Here is a 21,414-nt window from a genome sequence, read left to right on the forward strand (position 1 = left end):
TTGATTTCTAAATTTACTTTTGATTATCAGTTATTAAAGCCACCAAACTATTTAAGTACACCTCAATGTTTTCATAACCAGAACTTAATTCATGCCCATTAGGGTTGTTATCTTCCACTTTTAACTTCATGGCAAGTTTCCACTCATCGGGCATGCCATCACCAGAAGTATCTGTGGAAGGCGTTTCAGATATTAACTCTGGCCAGCCACCTACATCACTTTGTGTATCGATAATACCTTTTGTACTGCCATTTGAACCTTCAAATGTGTATGTTTTGTTTTTTACTTCATCTGCAATTCTTGCATCGATTGCATCCCTTTTAAGGGAGGCCCCACCATACGCAATTACTTTATCGTAAGCCACAAAAGCAGAATGTGTATTTACATTGTTGTTTATATTGTGCGGTTCGGATATTTTCATGGCTGCTTTGTCTTCTTCCGAAACCGCGCCATAACTGCCATGGAATTGGTTGTAGACGCCATAAGTCCAATTGTCTGTCGTTGCTTCCGTGCTACCTTCCACATAATTTCCGTCAATGTAGAATTTGCCCCAGATATCATAAACAGCAGTGCCAGCAACCTTATTTTTGTCAATAGACATGATACGCGTTGTTTTTGTTGTTGCAGGTCCAGGTTTATAATAGCAATTTACTATATTAACGTTCATCGCTTCACCACCATAAGCACTATTGCCTTGCCAGTTGTAAATAACGTTGTTTCTTAAATCTACCAAATCGGTTAGTGCGAAGGCTGAGCCAGCATATTCACCCAAGCGTGGATTTCTACTATCATGATGGGCTAATAAATTATGGTGAAATGAAGCATTTTTACCTCCCCAAATACCGCCATAGCCATGGGAACCTTTATCATGGACAGAATTACGTAAGCTTTCGGTAATAAAACACCATTGAAGCGTAGTGTTCTCATTGTTATATATTGAAACTGTTTCATCGGTTGACCAACTCATGGAACAATGGTCTATAATGATGTTTTTATGAAAACGACTACCAATGGCATCACCTTCTTGCTGGGCTTCATCACCCATTCTAAACCTCATGAACCTGATTATTACATTATCTGCATTGATGGAAACAGGGTAATTCTTTAAGCAAATTCCATCACCTGGAGCGGTTTGTCCAGCAATGGTAACATTACCATTGGTTAATTTTAATTCAGAAAGAAGTCTTATTGTTCCGGATACTTTAAAAATGATATAGCGAGCTCCAGTGGTATTAACAGCTTCTCGAAGACTTCCAGAACCATAATCATTCAACGTAGTTACAAAAAGAACTTTGCCACCACGTCCTCCAGTAGTGTTCATGCCAAATCCTTCAGCACCTGGAAAAGCAAACGCATCTTCTATAACCTGAACAGGTTGTTCTCCTGTTTCAGGCTCAGGCTCAGGTTCAGGTTCAACAATTTCAACTTCCTTTTCGTTATCGGTGGAAGATGGGCTACCACTACATGCAAAGCAAAATGGAAGTACGAAGAATATAATGGTCTTAAAATAGAATTTCATCTGTTTATTTTTTTTAACGGTCAGATGTAACTTTCAATGTTAAAAATAATCATTTCATTGTGTTAATAAATATTTTTTACCTGTGGTTTCAGGTCTTTAAATTTTAGATTATAGAAAAAGTGGATATCTTAAAGTATGTTCACTTTTTGAGATATCCACTTTACTAGGTTAAAGAATTAACCTGAATAATGTTTTGAATTATAATTGTACTCGCCATCTAGGATCGCCAGTATCATATTTACCAGGAAAACCTGAATCTTTAATATTAAAGTTATTGTTTTCTGGATCTTCCCATAAATCGTCCTGACTGCTATTTGCATTACCTACTGGTAGAGCTTCGATAGGATTAGAAGTCCATGAGAAATCTGAAACGGTATAAGTATTGCTTATGTCAAATAGGGTGTTGTCTAAACCTTCTCTACCTCGTATAGACACTACACCAGATTCACTTTTATCCCAGCAGTGGCCTATAATACTATTCTTAATAACAACGCCATTTGTAATATTGTTTTTACCATCGCCACCTCGCCATCTAAGCATCTGTCGCCCAGATTCATTAATATTAGCCATGGTACAGTTTTCAATCAATACAGACTCAGAATTATTTCTAGAAGCCAAGAAATATATGGTACGGTTAAAAGTACTGTTGGTTAACATGATATTTTTAAGAATAGCAGTGTCTTTGTCGCAGGTTGCTACGCCATAGCCATTAATGCTATCTACTACACTATTGTTTATGATATAATTATTTACCACGGATGGATTATCCTTTTGTCTAAATATCCCTCTAAAGTTGGTAACGTAACAATTATCAATGCTAAACTCATTTAATGTAGCTGCTTTACTTATATTAATTACATATTTACCCCCCCAATCCGTTCCACGGAGTTCTAAATCAATAAAACGCAAGTGATCTACATTAGAGCCATCATCTAAATCAAAATTACCTGGGAATAAAAGTCTTGCTTTTTGCTCTCCAAAGCCATAGGCAGCTCTTATGGTGAGCGATTTATTAAGTGAAACCCCAGGGGCGTCATATTCAACTCCTCTTTTAACTAGAATGATGTCACCATCATTAGCACTGGCCACAGCTGTCTCTACGGCAGTTCTATCTTCACTGTCACTTAAGTCAATAACGTTTGGCAGTGAGGTATCAATATCTGGAGTTAATGTGGTATAGTTTACCCAACCTCTTAAATCAGAGCCACTATAAATGGCTATTTGATATTCCGTTTCAGGGCTTAAACCAAAAACAAAAGATTCACCTGCTTCTTGTTGTTCTGCGGTCACTGGTGTTTCATCAAAAAGTGGTGTTGTAAGTTTCAAATCACTTGCAGCAAATACCTTTATACCTGTTACAGGAGCTCCAAGCACTGTCCATGTTACTCTGGCCCCCACATCGGTTACATCAGAAACTGAAGGAACATTTAAAATAGTAGGGAACCGCTCCGTTCTGACATTGCCTAAATCGGCAACTTTACTGTCAAATTCTGGTTCGGAGGCATGAGCCGTGGCTCGAACTTGGTATAAAGTATTCCAGAATAACTCTTCCCCAACCGTATTGGCATTGATTTCTACATAACTGACATCAGATAAAATAGTGTATTCGATGGTTGCAAAAGTGTCTCTACTTACTTCTAAAGTATAACCAACAGCCTCTTTTAAACTTCCCATATTGACTATGATGGTATTTCCTTCGGCGTATAATTCTTCGTTAAGGACAGGACGAAACAAACGCGTTTTATCGAATGTTTGGGAATCCTTATTGTCACAGGCGTTAAACATGCTAACAATCAAGGATAAAAACAGTAGTGTCCTGAAATTAAAAATATTACATTTATTTTTCATGTCTTTAATATTAGTTGTTAAAATTGATAGCCATCATTAGCAAGAGTTCCCTTACTGTTTACAACGGCAGTTGACGGTATTGGGAAAATGTACCTTACGGCTTTATTAGCCGCTCCAGGACCGTTAAGATAATTTTCATAGTCATTTAAAATCCAATCCTCATATGTTGTGGCGTCATCATGAAGTGCGATTAAAAATGCTTGTCTTTCCCAAGTTTCATCTGCGGCTGCTACATAGGAGTCTGGATTTAAAACTACGAAATCTCCATTTTCATCAGTTTTCCAATACATATAATCGGGGCCAGTGCCGGTGCCATTAAATGCAGCATCAGCTAAATCTTTCAAACCTTGAACGGTTTCTTCTACTTTATCATAATAAAGATTCCATCGGATGAGTTCATATTTGCGAATAAATTCACCACCAAACTCCCAAGCACGTTCGTCAACAATAGCTTCAAAGAAAGATTCTGTATCGCTCAAACTATCAACGTATAAATCTACTTTGGCACTCCAATCGGCAGGGTCAAAGGCTCTCTGACGAACCCGTTTTAAAGCATTTTTAGCTTCAGAAGTAGGACCGTTTAATTCATTTTCAGCTTCCGCATACATTAAAATCACATCGGCATAACGCATCATGGGCCAGTTAATGCCAGTACCTTTTGCCGATTCTCTACCAGGAGGGGTGTCTAAAAACCATCGACTCCATTTTCCTTGAGAAACGTTTGTTCCTACATGTTCGTATACCGCCCCACCATTTGTGCTTTCTGCCGTAATTTCGTATAAACCACAGGTTACTTCTCTGCGTAAATCTTTACTGTCAAAGGACATGTAATAGGTTAATGGCATAGACATGTAGTTGCCCCCTGATCCATAGTCATGTTTAGCGGTACTTCCGCCTACAACACTAATGCCATGATTCCAACCTACATCACCACTACCAACTGCAAAAGGTATTTCAAAAAGAATATCGCTATTGGTAGGGGCAATGAATTTACATTGATTTAAAAATATTTGTCTAAAATCTCTAGGTAATTCACGATCTTTTAAATCCATCAATTTTTTCGAGTAATCTCTGGCAATGGTATAGAATGTTTTATAATCACCATCCCTAACCATATTAAGCTCAGGTGTTAAATAATAGCCGCCACGTTGTAGCGCTAAACGGGCAATCATACCTATAGTGTATTCGCGATTTACTTGTTCAATACCATAGGGTAATTGGTCGGCCCATTGCATACCTTCCTCTACATCTCTTAATGCTTGAATTTCGTTTGCAAGAATGATATTTCTATGGGTTTTTGGTAGAAGGAAATTATCACCGGCAACTGGCGCATTTGTAACGTATGGTACATCACCAAAATAAAAAGTTAACATACTGTACCAATAGGCTCTTAACGTATACGCTTCACCCAACAATTGACTGAATGTGTTTTTAACTGTAATATCTGAGGATTCCAAAAAGCCACTGTTTGTGATGCCTTGAATGGCAATATTCGCATCTCTTATGGAGGTATATGCAAAGGTCCAGACAATGTCCAAATCACGATTACTTTCAACAGCCTCCAGGTTCCAAATTTGGTACCTTTCGCCTGCACTGGTCCAACCAGATTGCCTTTCAACATCGGTATTACCGGTCATGTTGTTGGATAATCTAGACCTAAAGGCATCTTGATTAAAATAGGAGTAAATGGCGTTCACTCCATTTCTGGCGTCATCAACATTTGAATAGACATAATCTAAATCGAATGTTGAAATGGAATCGGGTTCAAAAAAATCCTTACTACAAGATCCTAATGTAAGCATCAAGGTAAGCAGGACACAAATTTTGTTAATATTCTTTATTTTCATAATACTAATTTTTTTAAAATGTTACATTAAGACCAACAGTGTACGATCTACTCCTTGGGAATGAAGAGTTATCGATTCCAGGTGTAAGCGGGTTACTGCTTGAGTTCACCTCGGGATCATACCCAGAATATTTTGTCCAAATAAATAGATTACTTCCGGTTGCATAAAGTCTACATTGAGACATTCCTAATTTTGATATCCAGCTTTGGGGGAAATTATACCCCAAGGTAACGTTGTTTAACCTTAAGAAGGAACCGTCCTCAACGGCCCACGAATGGATAACAGCTTGTGCTACACCATGACTGGCATGGGACCATATGGTTTTATCTTGATTTAATTCATCTAAGTCGTTTAAATCTGTAACGACAGCGCCAGGTGTTCCTGTATATTGCCCCTCAGGATCTATATAAGTAAATCTGTTGGCAGAATTCATAGTATTTAATAGGTTTCCATAGGTAATTCTTCTAAACTGGTTGTATTGAATCTTACCGGTGTTATAAACGTCGTTGCCTTTTTGGAAATTAAAGAACGCCGATAAATCGAACCCTTTATATCTTGCATTAAAACCAAAACCTCCTTGAAAATCTGGGAGTGTATTTCCAATTACCTTTCTATCATTGCCATCAATTATGCCATCTCCGTTGAGGTCTTTTAATTTTAAAAATCCGGGTCTAATATTCGCGTTACCCACCACTGGTCCAGAATCAGGTACATCATCCCTTGGTGTATATTTTCCTGTTGCAGGATCATATCGTTGAGTTCCATCATCATTCCTGAAATCATCCGTGGAATAAAAGCCATCAGTAACATAGCCATAAATATCACCAATTGGACCACCAACACGCAAGTAGTAATCAGTAATCTCCTTTAAATCGGTACTGGCCCAATTGGAGATTTCAAAACGTTCATTGGTTCCATCTAACCTATCAATAGTAAATTTATTTACCCCAATGTTACCGTTAATTGATAGGCTAAAGTCTTTATTTTCGATAAGATATGCGGTTAACCCTAATTCAACTCCTTCATTAGAAGTGGTACCAATATTACCCCATTGGGTATTGAACCCGGTATTATTCGGGATAGCAGATTGTAGTAATAAATCTCTAGTTTCGTTTTTATAATAATCTAAATTACCATTTAAACGTTTATTAAACAATAAGAAATCTAAACCAAGATTGTTTGTTGTAGTAGTCTCCCACTTTAAATCTGGGTTGTAAAGGGAGGAACTACTTGGGGTATAGTATACATTAAAAACATTACCAAAACCTGGACCGCGATTAGTGGTACCCTCAAAAAGAAATTGAGTAGAAGTAGGATCAATTCTATCATTACCGGTTTCTCCGTAGCTAATTCTTAATTTTAATTTATCAACAAACCCTACGCCTTCCATAAAATCTTCTTCCTCAATTTTCCAAGCAAAAGCTAGTGCAGGGAAAATACCTAAACGATTTTCTTTTTTAAACCTACTTGATTGATCGGCTCTAGCGGTTAATGTCCATACATATTTGTTTTGCAATTGAAAATCTGCACGTGTGAAGAAGGACAATCTGTTAGAGTCTGTGAATTCAGAAGAACTGATTCGGTCTAATCGACCAAAGGCCGTATTAGCGAATAATTCTTCGGGGGTAATGGATAAACGGAAGTCCTCAAAACGAGCAAAATTACTTTTTCCTCCATCAGACGATGCTTCATGACCGATCAATAAATCTAGTTTAGAGTCAGTCCATTCTTTTTTATAGTTTAAGGTGTTCACCCATCTATAATTTTGAGACTCTGTAATTGTTCTTTGGCCTAATGGCATACTACCACCATTATTAAACGATTCTCCTGTTAATGGTCCCCAAAATCTTCGTTCTTCATAAAAATCTTTTTGGGATGTGTAGGTCGATTTTGCGGTTAATTCATCCGTTATGGCCCAAGCAAGACTAGTATTAAGAACATATTGGTTATATTGTCTTCTTCTCCAGTTTTGTCTTGTTATTTGCTCAACAGGTGTTGTTAGACTTTCAATAAATTGCTGAAAATCGTTATCACCATCAACCTGGGTAAAATCAATGTCCAATTCATCAGCAATACCATTTGTTGGCCTGGTTTGAACGGCACTTTTTACATTTACTCCTGTTCCTGCCCTCTCAGTACTGGTGATTCTGGTAGAGGCATCAAATGTAAGTCTGTCGGATATTTTTTGATTTAACTTAAAGTTAATCGCTGTTCTTTTATAACCAGAGTTATCCAATAAACCTTGCTCGTCGTTGTGAGATACACTCAGGTTAATTTTAGTCATTTCGCTTCCTCCACCAACTGTAACATTATGATATTGTGAAAGTCTTGTTTTACCAAATAACTCATCTTGCCAGTCGGTAGCTGGTTTTTGTCTGTAAAGTTCCAGATCTTCGTAAACTCCAAAAAACTTTTCAAAACTTCTTAATCGAGCTTCGCTCTGTAAGATAGAGTGTTCATAATTGGCCAAAGCAAATTCATAAGGGCTTAAAACATCATACTTACGTTCTTCAGGCAGTGTGTTGAACTTTAAAAAGTTGTTGTAAGAAACGGCAATTTTTCCTTCTACAGGGCTTTTGGTGGTTACCACAATTACACCATTAGAGGCTTGAGCTCCATATACAGCTGTAGCTGAGGCATCTTTTAAAACATCAATACTTGCAATGTCATTAGGTGGAATGTCATTAATATTGTCAACTATAAATCCATCAACCACATAAAGCGGTGAATTATCTTGGGTGATTGACCCCCCTCCTCTTACTCTAATTCGAATATCTGCTCCGGGTTCACCATCAGCGGTAGTTACGTTTACACCGGGTAATCTTCCCGAAAGGGCTTCGGCCGCATTGGCTACAGGGATTTTTGCAAGTTCTTTGCTAGAAATACTGGCCGTAGAACCGGTCATATCATCTTTTCTTACTTTTCCATAACCATAATCAACAATAACAATCTCGTCTAAAGATGTAATATCTTCTTCCATAGTAACATTAATTGTCGATTGGTTACTTACTGGCACTTCTTGAGTGATATACCCAAGATATGAGAAAACCAAGGTGGCATTGGGAGAAACATCAGTTAGTGTGTAGTTACCATCAAAATCGGTTGCAGCACCCTTAGCAGTGCCTTTAACAAGTACAGATACTCCAGGCAACCCACCTCCTAAAGTACCATCAGTCACAACACCATTAACGGTTTTATTTTGAGCCATCATATAAGTACTACATAATGCAAAAACAAAATAAAGCAAAACGAAATGGTACTTTTTCAAATACGATTTGTTGGTTTCTCTTACGTTGGGTTTGAGGAACCAATAAAGGATTAGTCTCTTAGTCATAAATTACTTAGTTTAGTGAATAATTTTAGTTATAATTTGTAATCGATTGCACGAATTTATTATATTTTTTTGACAATCCAAATAAAAAAGGTGTAATTTTCCATAAGTCCATCATTTTTGAAAGAAAAAATTGATTTTCATGCCCAATTAGAATAAAGCACTTAAAATAATCAATAAAAGCAAATAATTCACCAAATTACTGCTTTATAACTAAATTATCGGTAACACCATCATGAGTGAAGGCTTTAATTAAATACGACCCCGAACTCAGCTGGCTTAAATCTATAGAATGGATATTGTGGCCCTCTATGTTTAAAATCAACACGCCCATGAGGTTATAAATTTCAACCTTGCCTATTTCTGGATTAGAGTATAGGTGTAATTGGTCTTTTACCGGATTCGGGTATAGTTTAATTTTGGTTTTCAAGATCTCGTTCAGACCCAAGGCGTCGTATTCAATACTCATATAGTACAGGTTGGCCACACTGTCTTTAGTTATTTCGTAGCTGCCAGTAGCTAATGGTACTGAAAGTACCCCTCCTGTAATACTATAACTTATTCCGTTTATTTTAATAGCACCAGAATAGCCCTCATTAAACACAAGCGTTAAATTAGATGCGTCGGTAGTTGTAAATGTGATACTGGTACTCGATTCGATTTTTAAACATTGGGTTAATGTAAGTCCATTATATAGTACCGTACCTTTGGAGTCTGAAAGATTACCAGAAATGGAATAAAACGTACTGCTCAGTCCAGATTCTGTAAAATTATGGATTTCGTCCCCAGTACCCGTTCCGCCTTCAGAGGGAGTTGCTGAATCTATATTGGACTCTAAAGAGCTATCAGCAACCACCCAGTAATAATAGGTTGTTCCATTGGTTACTGTATTGTCCAAATAGTTTAATGTGTTTGGATCACCAATGTCTGCCAGTTTGGTTCTTCCTGCAGGATCGGCATCTATATCTCTAAATACTTCATAAGAAGCAGCACCGTAATTAGTGACCGTCCAATTTAAGTTGACTAAGGCATCTCCTGCATTGGCCGTTAATACAAGAGCTGGCTCTGGGCCAACATCGCCTTGCACACAGACCAAACTTGTATTATAGTTTGTTAAAGCACTTTTTAGGGCTGTGTCCACGGCATAAGATGTGTCATCGGTGGCATTATTAAAGGTCCAATTGAAATCACCACCGTGCATTCGTCCAGCATATTGCATCACTTTGGATTTTGCCTCTTCTGGTGAGTCTGGCGTGTAGGCATACATGATAGATGGTTTGGTATCAAAATTGTCGTGAATATTTCCTCCGTAAGCCGATGTGACGTTGGCAGGAACGGTTTCATTCCTGGTTGAAACAACATAAGCATCAAAATCTACTGTGGAATTTGGAAAACCAGCATCACCATAAGGCACAAATCGTCTAGCGCCTTCCATATAATTGTTGAAAGCCTTTATGGTTCCACCATCTTCACTGGAAAAGGTGGGCATATTTGAATAATCATTTGTTCCCGTGTTTTCATCATAAACGTCGGAGCCTTGCATGGAGGTTAACATAGGGTATTTGCAATTTCTAAAATAATTGGCCTCGACAAATAAGGAAGAACCGTTTGTAGAACCTGCACCATATTTTGAATTTCCGTCATAATAATTATTATAAATATGGGCGGAATAAAAGCGAACTCGAGGATGTCGTGAATCTGAATGGTCGTACCAGTTATGGTGGTATGTAATGTATAGGTCATCATTAGGGTCTTCGCTTAAGCCCAAAAGGTTTGACTTTCCAGAATCCCAAAAGTGGTTATACGAAAATGTAACATAAGTTGATCGTTTGCAATCAAGTGCGCCATCACCCTTGGCCTGGTCGGCATCGCCACCGGCGTCACCATAAAAGAAATCTACGTTATGCACCCAAATGTAATCGTTGTTTTGTTGAAGCCCAATATTATCACCCTCATCGCTATTGCAATTCATTGAGCCTAGGTTTCTGATTTCTATATTGGTTGCATTTTTCACACGAATGCCCCATCCATCTGCTACGGCATCATCACCGACGCCTTCAAAGGTAATATGGCTTGAAGCGTTATTCTTATTTTCAATGACGATGTCCCCATTCAAAAGATAGGAAGGGTCTGTAATTTGACCAACTAAGCGAATTATAAGTGGTCTTGTGTCGTTACCTTTTTTAAATCCATCCAATATGGTTTGTAATCCAATGCATGGATTGGCATTTGCCCCTGTAACATTTAACTCAATGGTATTTTTGCTATTTTCAGTGATGTATAGAATAACAGCATCGCTTTGTGGTGTGCCATCTAAATTATATGCACCCGGAATTCTTCCGTTGGAAAAAGCAAAACCTGTGCGGTCATGAGCTTCAAGCGCAATGGTTTCGGTGGTTGTCAAAGACCCTTCAACACCTGACATTACGGCTGCTACACTTATTGTGTAAGTACCAGCTTTTAGCCCTAAAATATCGGCTCTAAAATAACCATCGTAGCATCTGATAAGTTGGTCGTCTATTTTTTGGTTAGAAATGCCTTCACCGGAATAGTAGACATTATAACTGTCTGCTCCAACAACGGGAGCCCATTTAAGGAAGGCAGACTCTAACCAACCACCAGATTCCATTATAGTAACATTTTGGGCTGCTGCATGAAAGGTAACCCAAAGAAAAGCCGAGTAAAAGAATAAATTTTTCAATATATTGTCTTTCGCATAATTTAGATGTAATCGATTGTCCAAATGTAATTATTTTATGAACATGAACTAATAAAGCGATGAAGTAAATAAAAAAAGAAATGTTTTAATCTTATGATATATGGATTTAGGGTATTAATATGGTTTTACCAAAAATGAAATGATCTTAAGTATTGTGTTCGGATTATATTTCCCTTAGCAAGAAAATTAATGTTGAATTTTGATTTCTTCAATGTATTCTTAAAAAAATGTTTTTCAGAGTTTTTAGTATTATAAAAAAAGTCTGATAACAAGTGTTTACAAGGGTTGAACGATAAGCTTTTATTAGGAATGCACTTTCAAATGGAATAATAAGCCGTGATATTTATTAATATTAAGATCAAATAATTTGGAAATTAATAGTTTTCTAATATATTTGTGTAATCGATTGCAATTTTCCTGTAGAATTAATAAGTTATTATCTTCTTTGCTTAATATAAAATGATTTTTTAATTTATTACGTTCTTTATCGGTTTCTTAAGATCGAAATGCCCAAAATTTCTTAAGACCTATTTAATAACATTATTTTTCAATCAATGATTTGATTAATAGTATACAACTAAACATTAACTAAATTAACTTTAAAAATGAAAAAACTTTCCTTATTGTTATTAATCCCCCTGTTTTTTTCCAGTTTGGCAGTGCAGGGACAAACAATTACAACCTATTATTTTGGTGAAATGGTTGATGGTGCTGAAAGAGAAATCGCTTTTGCGCATGTTGAAGCAGGTCAATTTTCGCCACTCTCTTCTGGTGAAAGTCCAGATGGAAAATTAAGAACCTCCACGGAAACAACGAAATACCACAGTCAAAATTATGGTATCGTTTTTCAAGACGGCAATGTTTTAGAAGTAGATGTCGAGGGGAATTCAACGGTACGGTTTTACGGTTCCGTATATAGTGCAGGAACCATGAGTGGAGGGACGTCTTCAGGTGGTAGTGAATTGGGTATGCTTGATGTTAAAACTACTGAAGACCAAACAGGTTTTTATGAGTTTAGCTATGTAGGCGGACCAATAACTTTATATTTTACGTTTAGTGGTAATGCCGCATATACGCCAAAAATGGAGGTTATTTATCCATATACAACCTATTATTTTGGTGAAACGGTTGGTGGTATTGATAGGGAAATAGCTTTTGCACATGATGAAGCTGGTCAATTTTCACCTCTTTCTTCTGGTACCAGTCCGGATGGAAAATTACGAACCTCACTGGAAACAACGCTTTATCATAGCCAAAATTATGGTATCGTTTTTAAAGAGGGCAATATCTTAGAGGTAGACGTTGAAGGTGTTCAAAGTACGGTTCGTTTTTATGGTTCGGTATATAGTTCTGGAACCATGAGTGGAGGAACGACTTCTGGAGGAAGTGAATTAGGTGCGATGGATGTAAAAACTACTGAAGACCAAACAGGTTTTTATGAATTTACCTATACTGGTGGTCCAACTACCTTATATTTTACATTTAATGGTTCCAATGCTTATACGCCGGCCATTACGGTTACTAATCTTGACGCGCAACTTATTAAAACAGATGTTTGGGACTTTGGGGCACAACAATTTGACCCTGTGCTTTACAACAACATGCTCACTGAAGATAAAATAAATGCCTGGTATCCAGGTATTGCTCCAGGTACTGCTGGTATTAATACACCAACCACTTTTACTGAAGGTATCTTAACTTGGAACAGTTCAAGTAGTACAAGTGACCGTTTAAGGACATTAAACACTAACCTTACTCGTTGGGACCAAAATCTTGGTACTTCTAATCCTGATTATACTGGTAGAATTTATAGTAATAGTCGTTCGGACAGTAGGTCTTTCACATTCGCTTCTTTAGGTGAAGATGATGAAGTGACAGTGGCGATGGTAAGTCAAGATGCGGCTGTTGATAATATACAGTTTCAATATGTGTCGGACCCTTCGGTTCAAGATGACGTCATCTCTGTAGGTACAGAATTAACTGAGGTTACATTTGTAGCAAAGGCTGCCGGAGAATATAGACTATTTTCTTCAAATGATAAAATGAGTGTTTATAGAATACTTCGAAAAGATGCTGCCTATGTAACTTTATCTGGTAATGTTGATGAATCGAATGCATCCGGTATTCCTGCGGGATATGCGATTAACTTTACCAACGAGTCGGGCAAAACATTTTCTGCAGTGGTAAACAACGGGACTTATAGTATAGATTTGCCTATTGAATACACTTACAAACTTAGTTTGGAGGGGGCCAATGGATATCTCATTTCCAATGGAACTAGTTTAACTGTAAACCAGGAAACCACCAATTATGACATTCAAGTTTTACTGGTTACTCTATATAGTGTAACGGGTAATATTACTGGCTTACCAGATTTAAGCAATCTTGCCTTAACCTATACACCAGATCCCGCATCTAATAAGATTTATAAACCTATTGTCACCATAGATGCCGGAACATCAACTTACAGTGTTGATCTTGAGGCTGATGTAGAATATACTATTACTGCAGAGGGAGTTAATGATTATGAGATTTTGGCAAATACCATAACTATTTCTGGAACTCAAACTGCCGATATAGATTTTACGCCTAAACCTTTATATAGTGTTTCTATTAATGCACCGGATCTGGATGCCACGCAATTAAGCTTACTAAATTTAACATTCGAAAATTTAAATGAAGAAGGTTATTCATATAGCTTTACAGATGTGACAAATATTGCATTACGAGATGGTGTCTATAAAGTAATCTATGATGGTGGATTGGATGAATATCCAATAGAAATGGCATTAACTTCAAATTTAACAGTATCAGGAAGTGATACAACAAAAGACTTAACATTTAGCCCAGTAACCGAATGGGTATTTCAGGATAGGGATATTAGACCAGCTACTGCTTATAAAGGTCTTATCTTTACAGGGAGCGTTAATGTTAGAGGCTCTAATGGTGATTTGAATGCTGGTGCTGGAGCTACCATTGCTATTCCTGTGCATGTTGGAGATAAAGTTATTCTTAAAGATTATTATGCTTCAAACTATACTATTGAAGGTGGGGCAACCATTGCAAATACTTCAAATAGTACAAGTGTAAATGTTATAGGGGAGTATGTTTATCCAGGTGCCACAGATGGGTATGTTAATGTTGCTATTGGAGGAAATACATATTTCTTATCAATAAAAGTTGTACCAATTACCCCTTACAGACCTGTTATTACGGTAGGTACAGATAAAGATTACCCTACCATAAATGAAGCTTTAGACGAAATAGCTACAATGGATCGCCCTAATAATGAGCGCGTAACTGTAATGATTGACCCAGGTAATTATGAAGAAATGCTTGTAATAAGCAGCCCTAATGTAACTTTAAAAAATGCGGGAATCATACCAAGTATAGGTTTGTTGAATAAAGGCGTTGATATTGAAGATGGGGCGGTAAGAATTACTTCTTATTATGCTCAAAAGTATGATTTCTTTAGCCAAGGACCAGATAATAAATGGAGTGCCGAAGCATTAGCGGTTAATACGGCTAATGGCTATACCACGTATTCAAATAGAGAAGGTACTGGTGGAGGTAGTTCTTACTGGAATGCTACGGTTGTAGTTGAATCAACAGGGCTTACTGTTGAAGATATTATTCTTGAAAACTCATTCAACCAATACATTTCTCAAAAGGAATCTGAAGATACCGTTTTAGCAAAAGAACCAGGAGCAGTTCCTGAAAGACCAAAGGATTATGGTAATACAGCAGTACAAGATAGAGGAGCAGGTTATGTTACTCAAGCAGCGGCCATAGGAATTGCTTCAAGTGCAGATAAAGTCATATTAAATAACTGTCGAGTTATTGGTCGTCAAGATTCTTTCTACGGTGCTGCTCCTGCTAGAGTTGTAGTTTATAAAGGTGCGATGATGGGAGCCGTTGATTATATTTATGGTGCCATGAATGCGGTATTCTATAAAACAGACTTTGTATTAAATACTAGCGATACAAGTAGCGACGAAGCTTACATAACAGCTGCCCAACAAAGTACTGGTCAAAGAGGCTACTTAATGTACGAATGTCATGTAAAATCACCTATTCCAGGTGTTGAAACGGCTTCTGCTAATTGGGGCAAGCCCGGTTATTTTGGACGTCCTTGGAGTGCGGTATCAAGTGAAGTCGTATTTTATAATACAACCATTGATAAATCAGCTTATCCGGGTCGTGAAGGGGAATCCTTAATCAACCCTGTTGGGTGGACTAGTTCATTAGGTGGTGAATCCCCAGGAATGTATGAATATGGAACTATGGAAGAATCGGGTGAAGATAACTCGGCTAATCGTGCAGGATGGTCAACAGTATTGACATCACCGACCCTAACAGATGGAACAGAGATAAGTACCTTTAATTTCACAAAAGGCAATGACGGTTGGGATCCAATTCCGCAACTTGATGCTGAAGAAGATTCCGACTATGATGGTGTGGTTGATACCGATGATAACTGTAATGATACCTTTAATCCTGATCAGGCGGATTTTGATAATGATGGTATTGGTGATACTTGTGATGATAGTGATGGAGATGGTTTTCTTGATAGTGAGGATGATTGTCCTAATTCTCCAGAAGGTGCCACAGTAAATGTTTTTGGATGTGAAGTATTTGAACTTCCGAATAACAACTTCAGCATAACAGCACATTCCGTGAGTTGTCAGGGACAAAATGATGGATGGATTAATATTACTTCCGAAAATACAGATTATACGTTTAACGTATCTGTGAACGGAGGAGCGGCATCTGCCTTTTCATCATCTACTACTATTGAAGGGTTAAGTGCTGGAAGTTATGAAGTTTGTATAACCATTGATGGTAGAGATAATTATGAGCAATGTTTTAACGTGACTGTCGAGGGGCCAACTAATTTCGAAGTGTCGTCTAAAGTAGGCCGGGCAGGAAATAAAGTTACGATATCATTATCTGGTGCTGATAGTTATAACATTAACCATAATGGTCAGGTAATAACAACAAGCCAATCATCAATTGTTATTGATTTGGTTTCAGGTCAGAACAATTTGGAGATTTCTACAGACTCCGCTTGTCAAGGTAAGTATTCAGAAAGCATATTTTTATCTGAAGAAGTGCTAGTTTATCCTAACCCAACTGCAGGTAACCTTCAGGTCTATGTTAACGGTAAGGATTCAAGGGTTGAGGTTTCGGTGTTTGATATCCAAGGTAGGCAGTATATGGTCTCAAGTAAAGATCTATCCTCAACCAGAACTTTAGACCTTGATTTGTCAAATTTAGGAGATGGTTTGTATTACCTTCAACTAAATGGAGATACTGTTAGAAAATCAATTAAAATCGTTAAAAAATAATCAATTATGAAAACCACAAAATATATATTAAAATTCAGAACGCTTTTGGTTTTTGTAACCAGTACACTTGTTATATCTTGTTCGAGTGATGAAGTAACTAATGACACAAGTCCTTATGATGAATATGCAGGCCCTTTCTATAATACAACTCCAGGAACAGCTGTATTAGGATTGCCTGTAAACAATCAAGAATGCGAAATAGGAGAAGTTGTGGACGATATGGCTACTGTGTCCTTTAGTTGGGAAACATCCGCTGATACTGAAAAATATGATCTTATCATAACTAATATGACTACAGGAGAAGAAACAAAGAGACTTAACCTTAAGGTAACTACAAAAAATGTAAAACTGTTAAGAGGATATCCTTATACTTGGGTTGTTTCTTCTAAAAATTCGGGCGATGTGATCACTTCTTCCGAAACTTGGAAATTCTATGTGTCGGGAGATGGAGAAGCAAATGGCGTTCCTTTTCCTGCAACATTGTTAAGCCCAGCCTCTGGGGTAACCATAACTCCAGTAAAAGGTAATGTTACCCTCGAATGGGAAAGCTCTGATGCTGATGGTGACGATGTTACTTATACCGTTTTTATTGATACAGTGGATGGTAACCAAGAAGTTCCTGAAAGTCATAAAGATATCACTGATAATAGTCTTGATGTTGCTGTCGAGTCGGGAACTATTTATTTCTGGCATATTGAGACAAGTGATGGAGTAAATACGTCAATTAGTGCTACTTATACCTTTAGAGTAGCTGATTAATAGCTAATTATTTTTTAAAAACCACTATTTGATATATATCAAATAGTGGTTTTTTTTTGTCGGTATCTTTGGGAAAATAAATAGTTAAAACAATTTCATATAAAAAAAAAAATACATAAATTAGGCAATCGATTACAATATTGTGGTCGAATTTAAACTAAAACTATTTTATATGATGAAAAAATTACTTTTAATTATTTTGCCTGTACTGTTTTTTACAGTAACAATGCAAGCCCAAAAGACCTGGAATTTTTCAGATGAAGGCACTTGGCCATTGAATGATGGTATTGGATTAGACCCTGTTATCATTGATAATTTAGCACTATACCCACACAGTTCAAATACTAATATGGGGCAAGTGGATGGAAGTAGTGTTGATTTTGGAGATGGTTTTGTGTCTACAAATCGCTTAAAAACAAACGGAAGCGGCGGAGCAGATCCAACTTCGGGTCAATATACGCCAACAGTACGTTATTTAAAATTTGCCGTTACTGGACCTTGTGATATCACTGTTTGGGCCCGATCTGGAGGTTCAAGTGAGCGTACACTTTATGTTACTGACGGCTCAGGGGTTTTAGCATCGCAAACTGCTACAGATAGTAGTACCCCTTATATTGTTAGTAGTTCTTACCCAGGTGGCGCTGGTAATATTTATATATTTGGTTCTAATAATTTCAGTTTATATAAAATTGAGGTTAGTGCTAATGTTGGAACTACAACACTTAGTTTAAATAAATTTGCGGCCAATGTTAGTACTAATGTTAGAGCCGTAGGCAATAGAATATATGTTTCTGATGTTAAATTAGACACTGAAATCAATATTTACAGCATGACAGGGGCCTTGGTAAAATCATTAAAAACTAGCAACGATACAGATTTTAGTTTTAAATCTGGGCTATATATTGCTACGGTAAAAACAGCTGAAGGGCAAAAGTCTGTTAAATTGCTTACAAAATAAAAGACTAATAATTTTTTAAGAAAAACATTTAAAGGATGCCTAAATAGGTGTCCTTTTGTTTTCATGTAATAATTTAAATGAAGCTTGTTGTTTTAAATTTATTAGGAAATGAGTCAGACTTTAATCGAATATTGAAAATAAAGAAAAATGAAGGTTAATAAATTTTTGATTACAATTGTTTTATTGTTGAGTTTTTGTTGCTCTCAATTACAAGCCCAAGTGCATCGTACGTCATGGAGGCGCATCATCCACCAAAATGAAGGTCCTTGGTTTGCCTCGGACGAGGCTAAAAGAATAGCGGAAAATGTTTTGCTTTATCAAAGGAATATCGGTGGTTGGCCCAAAAACATTCAAATGCAGGAACCTCTTAGTGAAAGTGAAAAAGAAAAATTGTTGGGATTAAAGGAAAGCACTGAAGATGTCACTACCGATAATGGCGCCACCATTCAGGAAATGCGTTTCCTATCAAAAATGTACAGTCAAGTTCCAGATGAACGCTATAAAAAAGCATTTCTCTTAGGTTTAGACTATGTTTTAAAGGCACAATATGAAAACGGCGGGTGGCCACAGTTTTTTCCTTTAAAGGAAGGTTATTATACCCATATCACATACAATGACGATTCCATGGTGAATATTATGAATCTTCTAAAAGATTTAAAAGATAATCCAGAAAGAATCTCAATAAAACCTTCGCTTGAAATTCTAGCAAAAGTTGAAAAAGCTTTTGACAAAGGCATTGAATGTATCTTAAGAACGCAGTACAAACAAAACGGCGTGTTAACAAGTTGGTGTGCACAGCACGATGAAAACACATTTGAACCGTCAAAAGCTAGAAGTTATGAGTTGCCATCACTAAGTGGTAAAGAATCTGCTGGAATTGTACTGTTGTTAATGTCTATTGAAAACCCCTCACAAGAAATCATTGATGCAGTAAATAGTGCAGTTGCATGGTTTGATGATGTAAAATTAACTGGAATAAGGCAAGAATACATTGTAAATGAGGAAGGCAGATTCGTGGATAAAAAGATTGTGAAAGACCTTGATGCGAAACCATTATGGGCGCGTTTTATGAATTTAGAAGACAATAAACCGTTTTTTTGTGATAGAGATGGTATAAAAAAAGAAACCATGGCAGAAATTGGTTTGGAGCGAAGACGTGGTTATGCTTGGTATACCGATGACCCTAGCGAGGTGTTAAACCAATATCCAGAATGGAAAGCCAAGTACGACAGGCCTAATTTTAATAAAAAGCCTAAAGAGGAATATAATATGGTAGTTGCACAGGATGGAAGCGGCGATTTTACAACCATCCAAGAAGCCATCTATGCTTCCAAGGCTTTTCCTTACCAACGCGTAATCATCAATGTTAAGAAAGGTGTTTACCATGAGAAAGTGCATGTTTATTCTTGGAATACGCATGTTTCGTTACTTGGGGAAAGTAAAGAAAACACCATAATTACCTTTGATGATTTCTTTAAAAAAATAAGCTTGGGGCGAAACAGTACTTTTCATACATCAACCCTTTTAGTTGAAGGCGACGATTTTATTGCCAAAAACCTCACCATAGAAAATACATCAGGGCCCGTTGGACAGGCTGTGGTACTTTCAGTTAATGCGAACCGATGTTATTTTGAAAATTGTGCATTTTTGGGATACCAAGACACAATATACACTGCCGGGGAAGGCTTCAAACAGTATTTTAAAGATTGTTACATTGAAGGTGGTGTAGATTTTATATTTGGAGAAGCCACCGTGCTTTTTGAAAATTGTACAATCCACAGCAAATCAGATTCTTATATAACGGCAGCGTCAACGCCTCAAGGTCAAATGTTTGGCTATGTATTTAAAAGTTGCAAGCTTACTGCAGATGAAAATGTCAATCAAGTGTATTTAGGAAGGCCGTGGCGCTTATACGCAAAAACAGTTTTTATTGATTGCGATATGGGAGGGCATATCAGACCAGAAGGTTGGCATAATTGGTCTAAAAAGGATGCTGAATCTTTAACTCTATACGCAGAATACAATTGTAAAGGAATAGGTTTTAAGCCTTCGGAAAGAGTTAATTGGTCACATCAATTAACAAAGCGGGAGGCAAAAAAATATACAATAAAAAATATATTGGGAGATTCAAATAACAATTCAAAAATAGAATGGTATGCAAAATTTTAAAGCCATTGCTTGCTTATTGATTATTGCGTCAATGGCATGCAAAGAAATAGACTCAAAAAATGAATCCGAAACAGAAAAAAATCCTTCGATAACAGTATACATGATTGGTGATTCTACCATGGCCAATAAGAAGAACCCTGAAGAAAACCCAGAACATGGTTGGGGGCAAGTTCTACATCAATTTTTCAATGATAGTGTAACGGTTGATAACCGGGCAGTAAATGGTAGAAGCAGCAGAAGTTTTATCGGTGAAGGCCGCTGGGATTCCATCCTTAAAACCTTAAAAGAAGATGATTATGTGTTCATTCAATTTGGACATAACGACCAGAAGTACAAATCGCCTGATAGATACACCAATCCACATGTTACATATCGTCATAATTTGATAAAATATGTAAATGAAACAAGAGAAAAAGGTGCTAATCCTGTATTGTTTTCATCAATTGTTAGACGGAATTTTAACGAATTCGGAACTTTAATAGACACTCATGGAGAATACCCTTTGGAAACAAGATGGGTTGCCTTAGAATATGACGTACCCTTTATTGACCTTCAATATTTTACGGAACATTTGGAAAATTTGTACGGTGTTGAAGGCTCAAAGAAATTACACCTGCACTTTGAAGTAGGAGAACATCCCTATTATGAAAATGGGAAAGCAGACAATACCCATTTGTCAAAACTTGGAGCAAATGAAGTTGCAAAACTCGCAGTTGAAGAGCTTAAAAAGAAAGTGCCAAATTTAAAAAAATATATTTTAAGCGAATAGAAAAGGTTGAATCAAAAGCATTTGCTAACGCTTTATGGAGTAAAATTTTTAATATATGCACATGGTGAAAGTTAAAAATTTATCGATTTTTCAAGAAATGCCGCTTTTGAGGGAAAATCCAATATAATTATTTGGTCTTTTTTAATA

Annotated in this window: 10 protein-coding genes; 5 read left to right on the forward strand and 5 right to left on the reverse strand. The window is 36.9% G+C overall.

What is annotated here, in order from left to right:
* Positions 1-13 precede the first annotated feature (13 nt).
* From ACB104_RS12315 to ACB104_RS12335, 5 genes are all read right to left on the reverse strand, one after another.
* Positions 14-1,519, reverse strand: a complete 1,506-nt coding sequence (locus tag ACB104_RS12315) for a pectate lyase family protein (RefSeq protein WP_370479144.1) — start codon at positions 1,517-1,519, stop codon at positions 14-16.
* Positions 1,520-1,717: 198 nt separating this feature from the next.
* A complete protein-coding gene (locus ACB104_RS12320; RefSeq protein ID WP_370479146.1) occupies positions 1,718-3,367 on the reverse strand; it encodes a DUF4957 domain-containing protein in 1,650 nt (549 codons plus the stop codon).
* Between the two features lie 17 nt (positions 3,368-3,384).
* On the reverse strand, positions 3,385-5,214 hold the full coding sequence (locus tag ACB104_RS12325; protein ID WP_370479148.1) for a RagB/SusD family nutrient uptake outer membrane protein: 1,830 nt from the start codon (positions 5,212-5,214) through the stop codon (positions 3,385-3,387).
* A 13-nt stretch (positions 5,215-5,227) separates the two neighbouring features.
* Positions 5,228-8,548, reverse strand: a complete 3,321-nt coding sequence (locus tag ACB104_RS12330; RefSeq protein ID WP_370479150.1) for a SusC/RagA family TonB-linked outer membrane protein — start codon at positions 8,546-8,548, stop codon at positions 5,228-5,230.
* A gap of 196 nt (positions 8,549-8,744) precedes the next feature.
* Positions 8,745-11,246 (reverse strand): pectate lyase family protein, encoded by a 2,502-nt coding sequence (locus tag ACB104_RS12335; RefSeq protein ID WP_370479152.1) that lies wholly within the window; start codon positions 11,244-11,246, stop codon positions 8,745-8,747.
* 623 nt (positions 11,247-11,869) lie between these two features.
* On the opposite strand from ACB104_RS12335, the gene ACB104_RS12340 reads away from it, so the two are divergent.
* The 5 genes from ACB104_RS12340 (at position 11,870) to ACB104_RS12360 (ending at position 21,267) form a co-directional block, all read left to right on the forward strand.
* Positions 11,870-16,612 (forward strand): pectinesterase family protein, encoded by a 4,743-nt coding sequence (locus ACB104_RS12340; RefSeq protein WP_370479154.1) that lies wholly within the window; start codon positions 11,870-11,872, stop codon positions 16,610-16,612.
* Between the two features lie 6 nt (positions 16,613-16,618).
* On the forward strand, positions 16,619-17,371 hold the full coding sequence (locus ACB104_RS12345) for a hypothetical protein (protein ID WP_370479156.1): 753 nt from the start codon (positions 16,619-16,621) through the stop codon (positions 17,369-17,371).
* A gap of 175 nt (positions 17,372-17,546) precedes the next feature.
* The gene (locus ACB104_RS12350) at positions 17,547-18,329 is read left to right on the forward strand and encodes a T9SS type A sorting domain-containing protein (RefSeq protein WP_370479157.1); all 783 of its coding nucleotides are present in this window, start codon (positions 17,547-17,549) and stop codon (positions 18,327-18,329) included.
* 147 nt (positions 18,330-18,476) lie between these two features.
* Complete coding sequence (pelA, locus tag ACB104_RS12355) at positions 18,477-20,498, forward strand: pectate lyase (protein ID WP_370479159.1); 2,022 nt, start codon at positions 18,477-18,479, stop codon at positions 20,496-20,498.
* Positions 20,485-21,267, forward strand: coding sequence for a rhamnogalacturonan acetylesterase (locus tag ACB104_RS12360; protein WP_370479161.1), 783 nt, complete (start codon positions 20,485-20,487; stop codon positions 21,265-21,267). The genes pelA and ACB104_RS12360 overlap by 14 nt, the downstream gene beginning before the upstream one ends.
* The last annotated feature ends 147 nt before the right edge of the window (positions 21,268-21,414 follow it).

The sequence above is a fragment of the Tamlana flava genome (genome assembly GCF_041287255.1).
In the GTDB taxonomy this organism is placed as follows: domain Bacteria; phylum Bacteroidota; class Bacteroidia; order Flavobacteriales; family Flavobacteriaceae; genus Tamlana; species Tamlana flava.

Coding starts and splice junctions, on each gene's coding strand:
- ACB104_RS12315 (WP_370479144.1), bottom strand. CDS start 1,519: ATGAAATTCTATTTTAAGACCATTATATTCTTCGTACTTCCATTTTGC.
- ACB104_RS12320 (WP_370479146.1), bottom strand. CDS start 3,367: ATGAAAAATAAATGTAATATTTTTAATTTCAGGACACTACTGTTTTTA.
- ACB104_RS12325 (WP_370479148.1), bottom strand. CDS start 5,214: ATGAAAATAAAGAATATTAACAAAATTTGTGTCCTGCTTACCTTGATG.
- ACB104_RS12330 (WP_370479150.1), bottom strand. CDS start 8,548: ATGACTAAGAGACTAATCCTTTATTGGTTCCTCAAACCCAACGTAAGA.
- ACB104_RS12340 (WP_370479154.1), top strand. CDS start 11,870: ATGAAAAAACTTTCCTTATTGTTATTAATCCCCCTGTTTTTTTCCAGT.
- ACB104_RS12345 (WP_370479156.1), top strand. CDS start 16,619: ATGAAAACCACAAAATATATATTAAAATTCAGAACGCTTTTGGTTTTT.
- ACB104_RS12350 (WP_370479157.1), top strand. CDS start 17,547: ATGAAAAAATTACTTTTAATTATTTTGCCTGTACTGTTTTTTACAGTA.
- pelA (WP_370479159.1), top strand. CDS start 18,477: ATGAAGGTTAATAAATTTTTGATTACAATTGTTTTATTGTTGAGTTTT.
- ACB104_RS12360 (WP_370479161.1), top strand. CDS start 20,485: ATGCAAAATTTTAAAGCCATTGCTTGCTTATTGATTATTGCGTCAATG.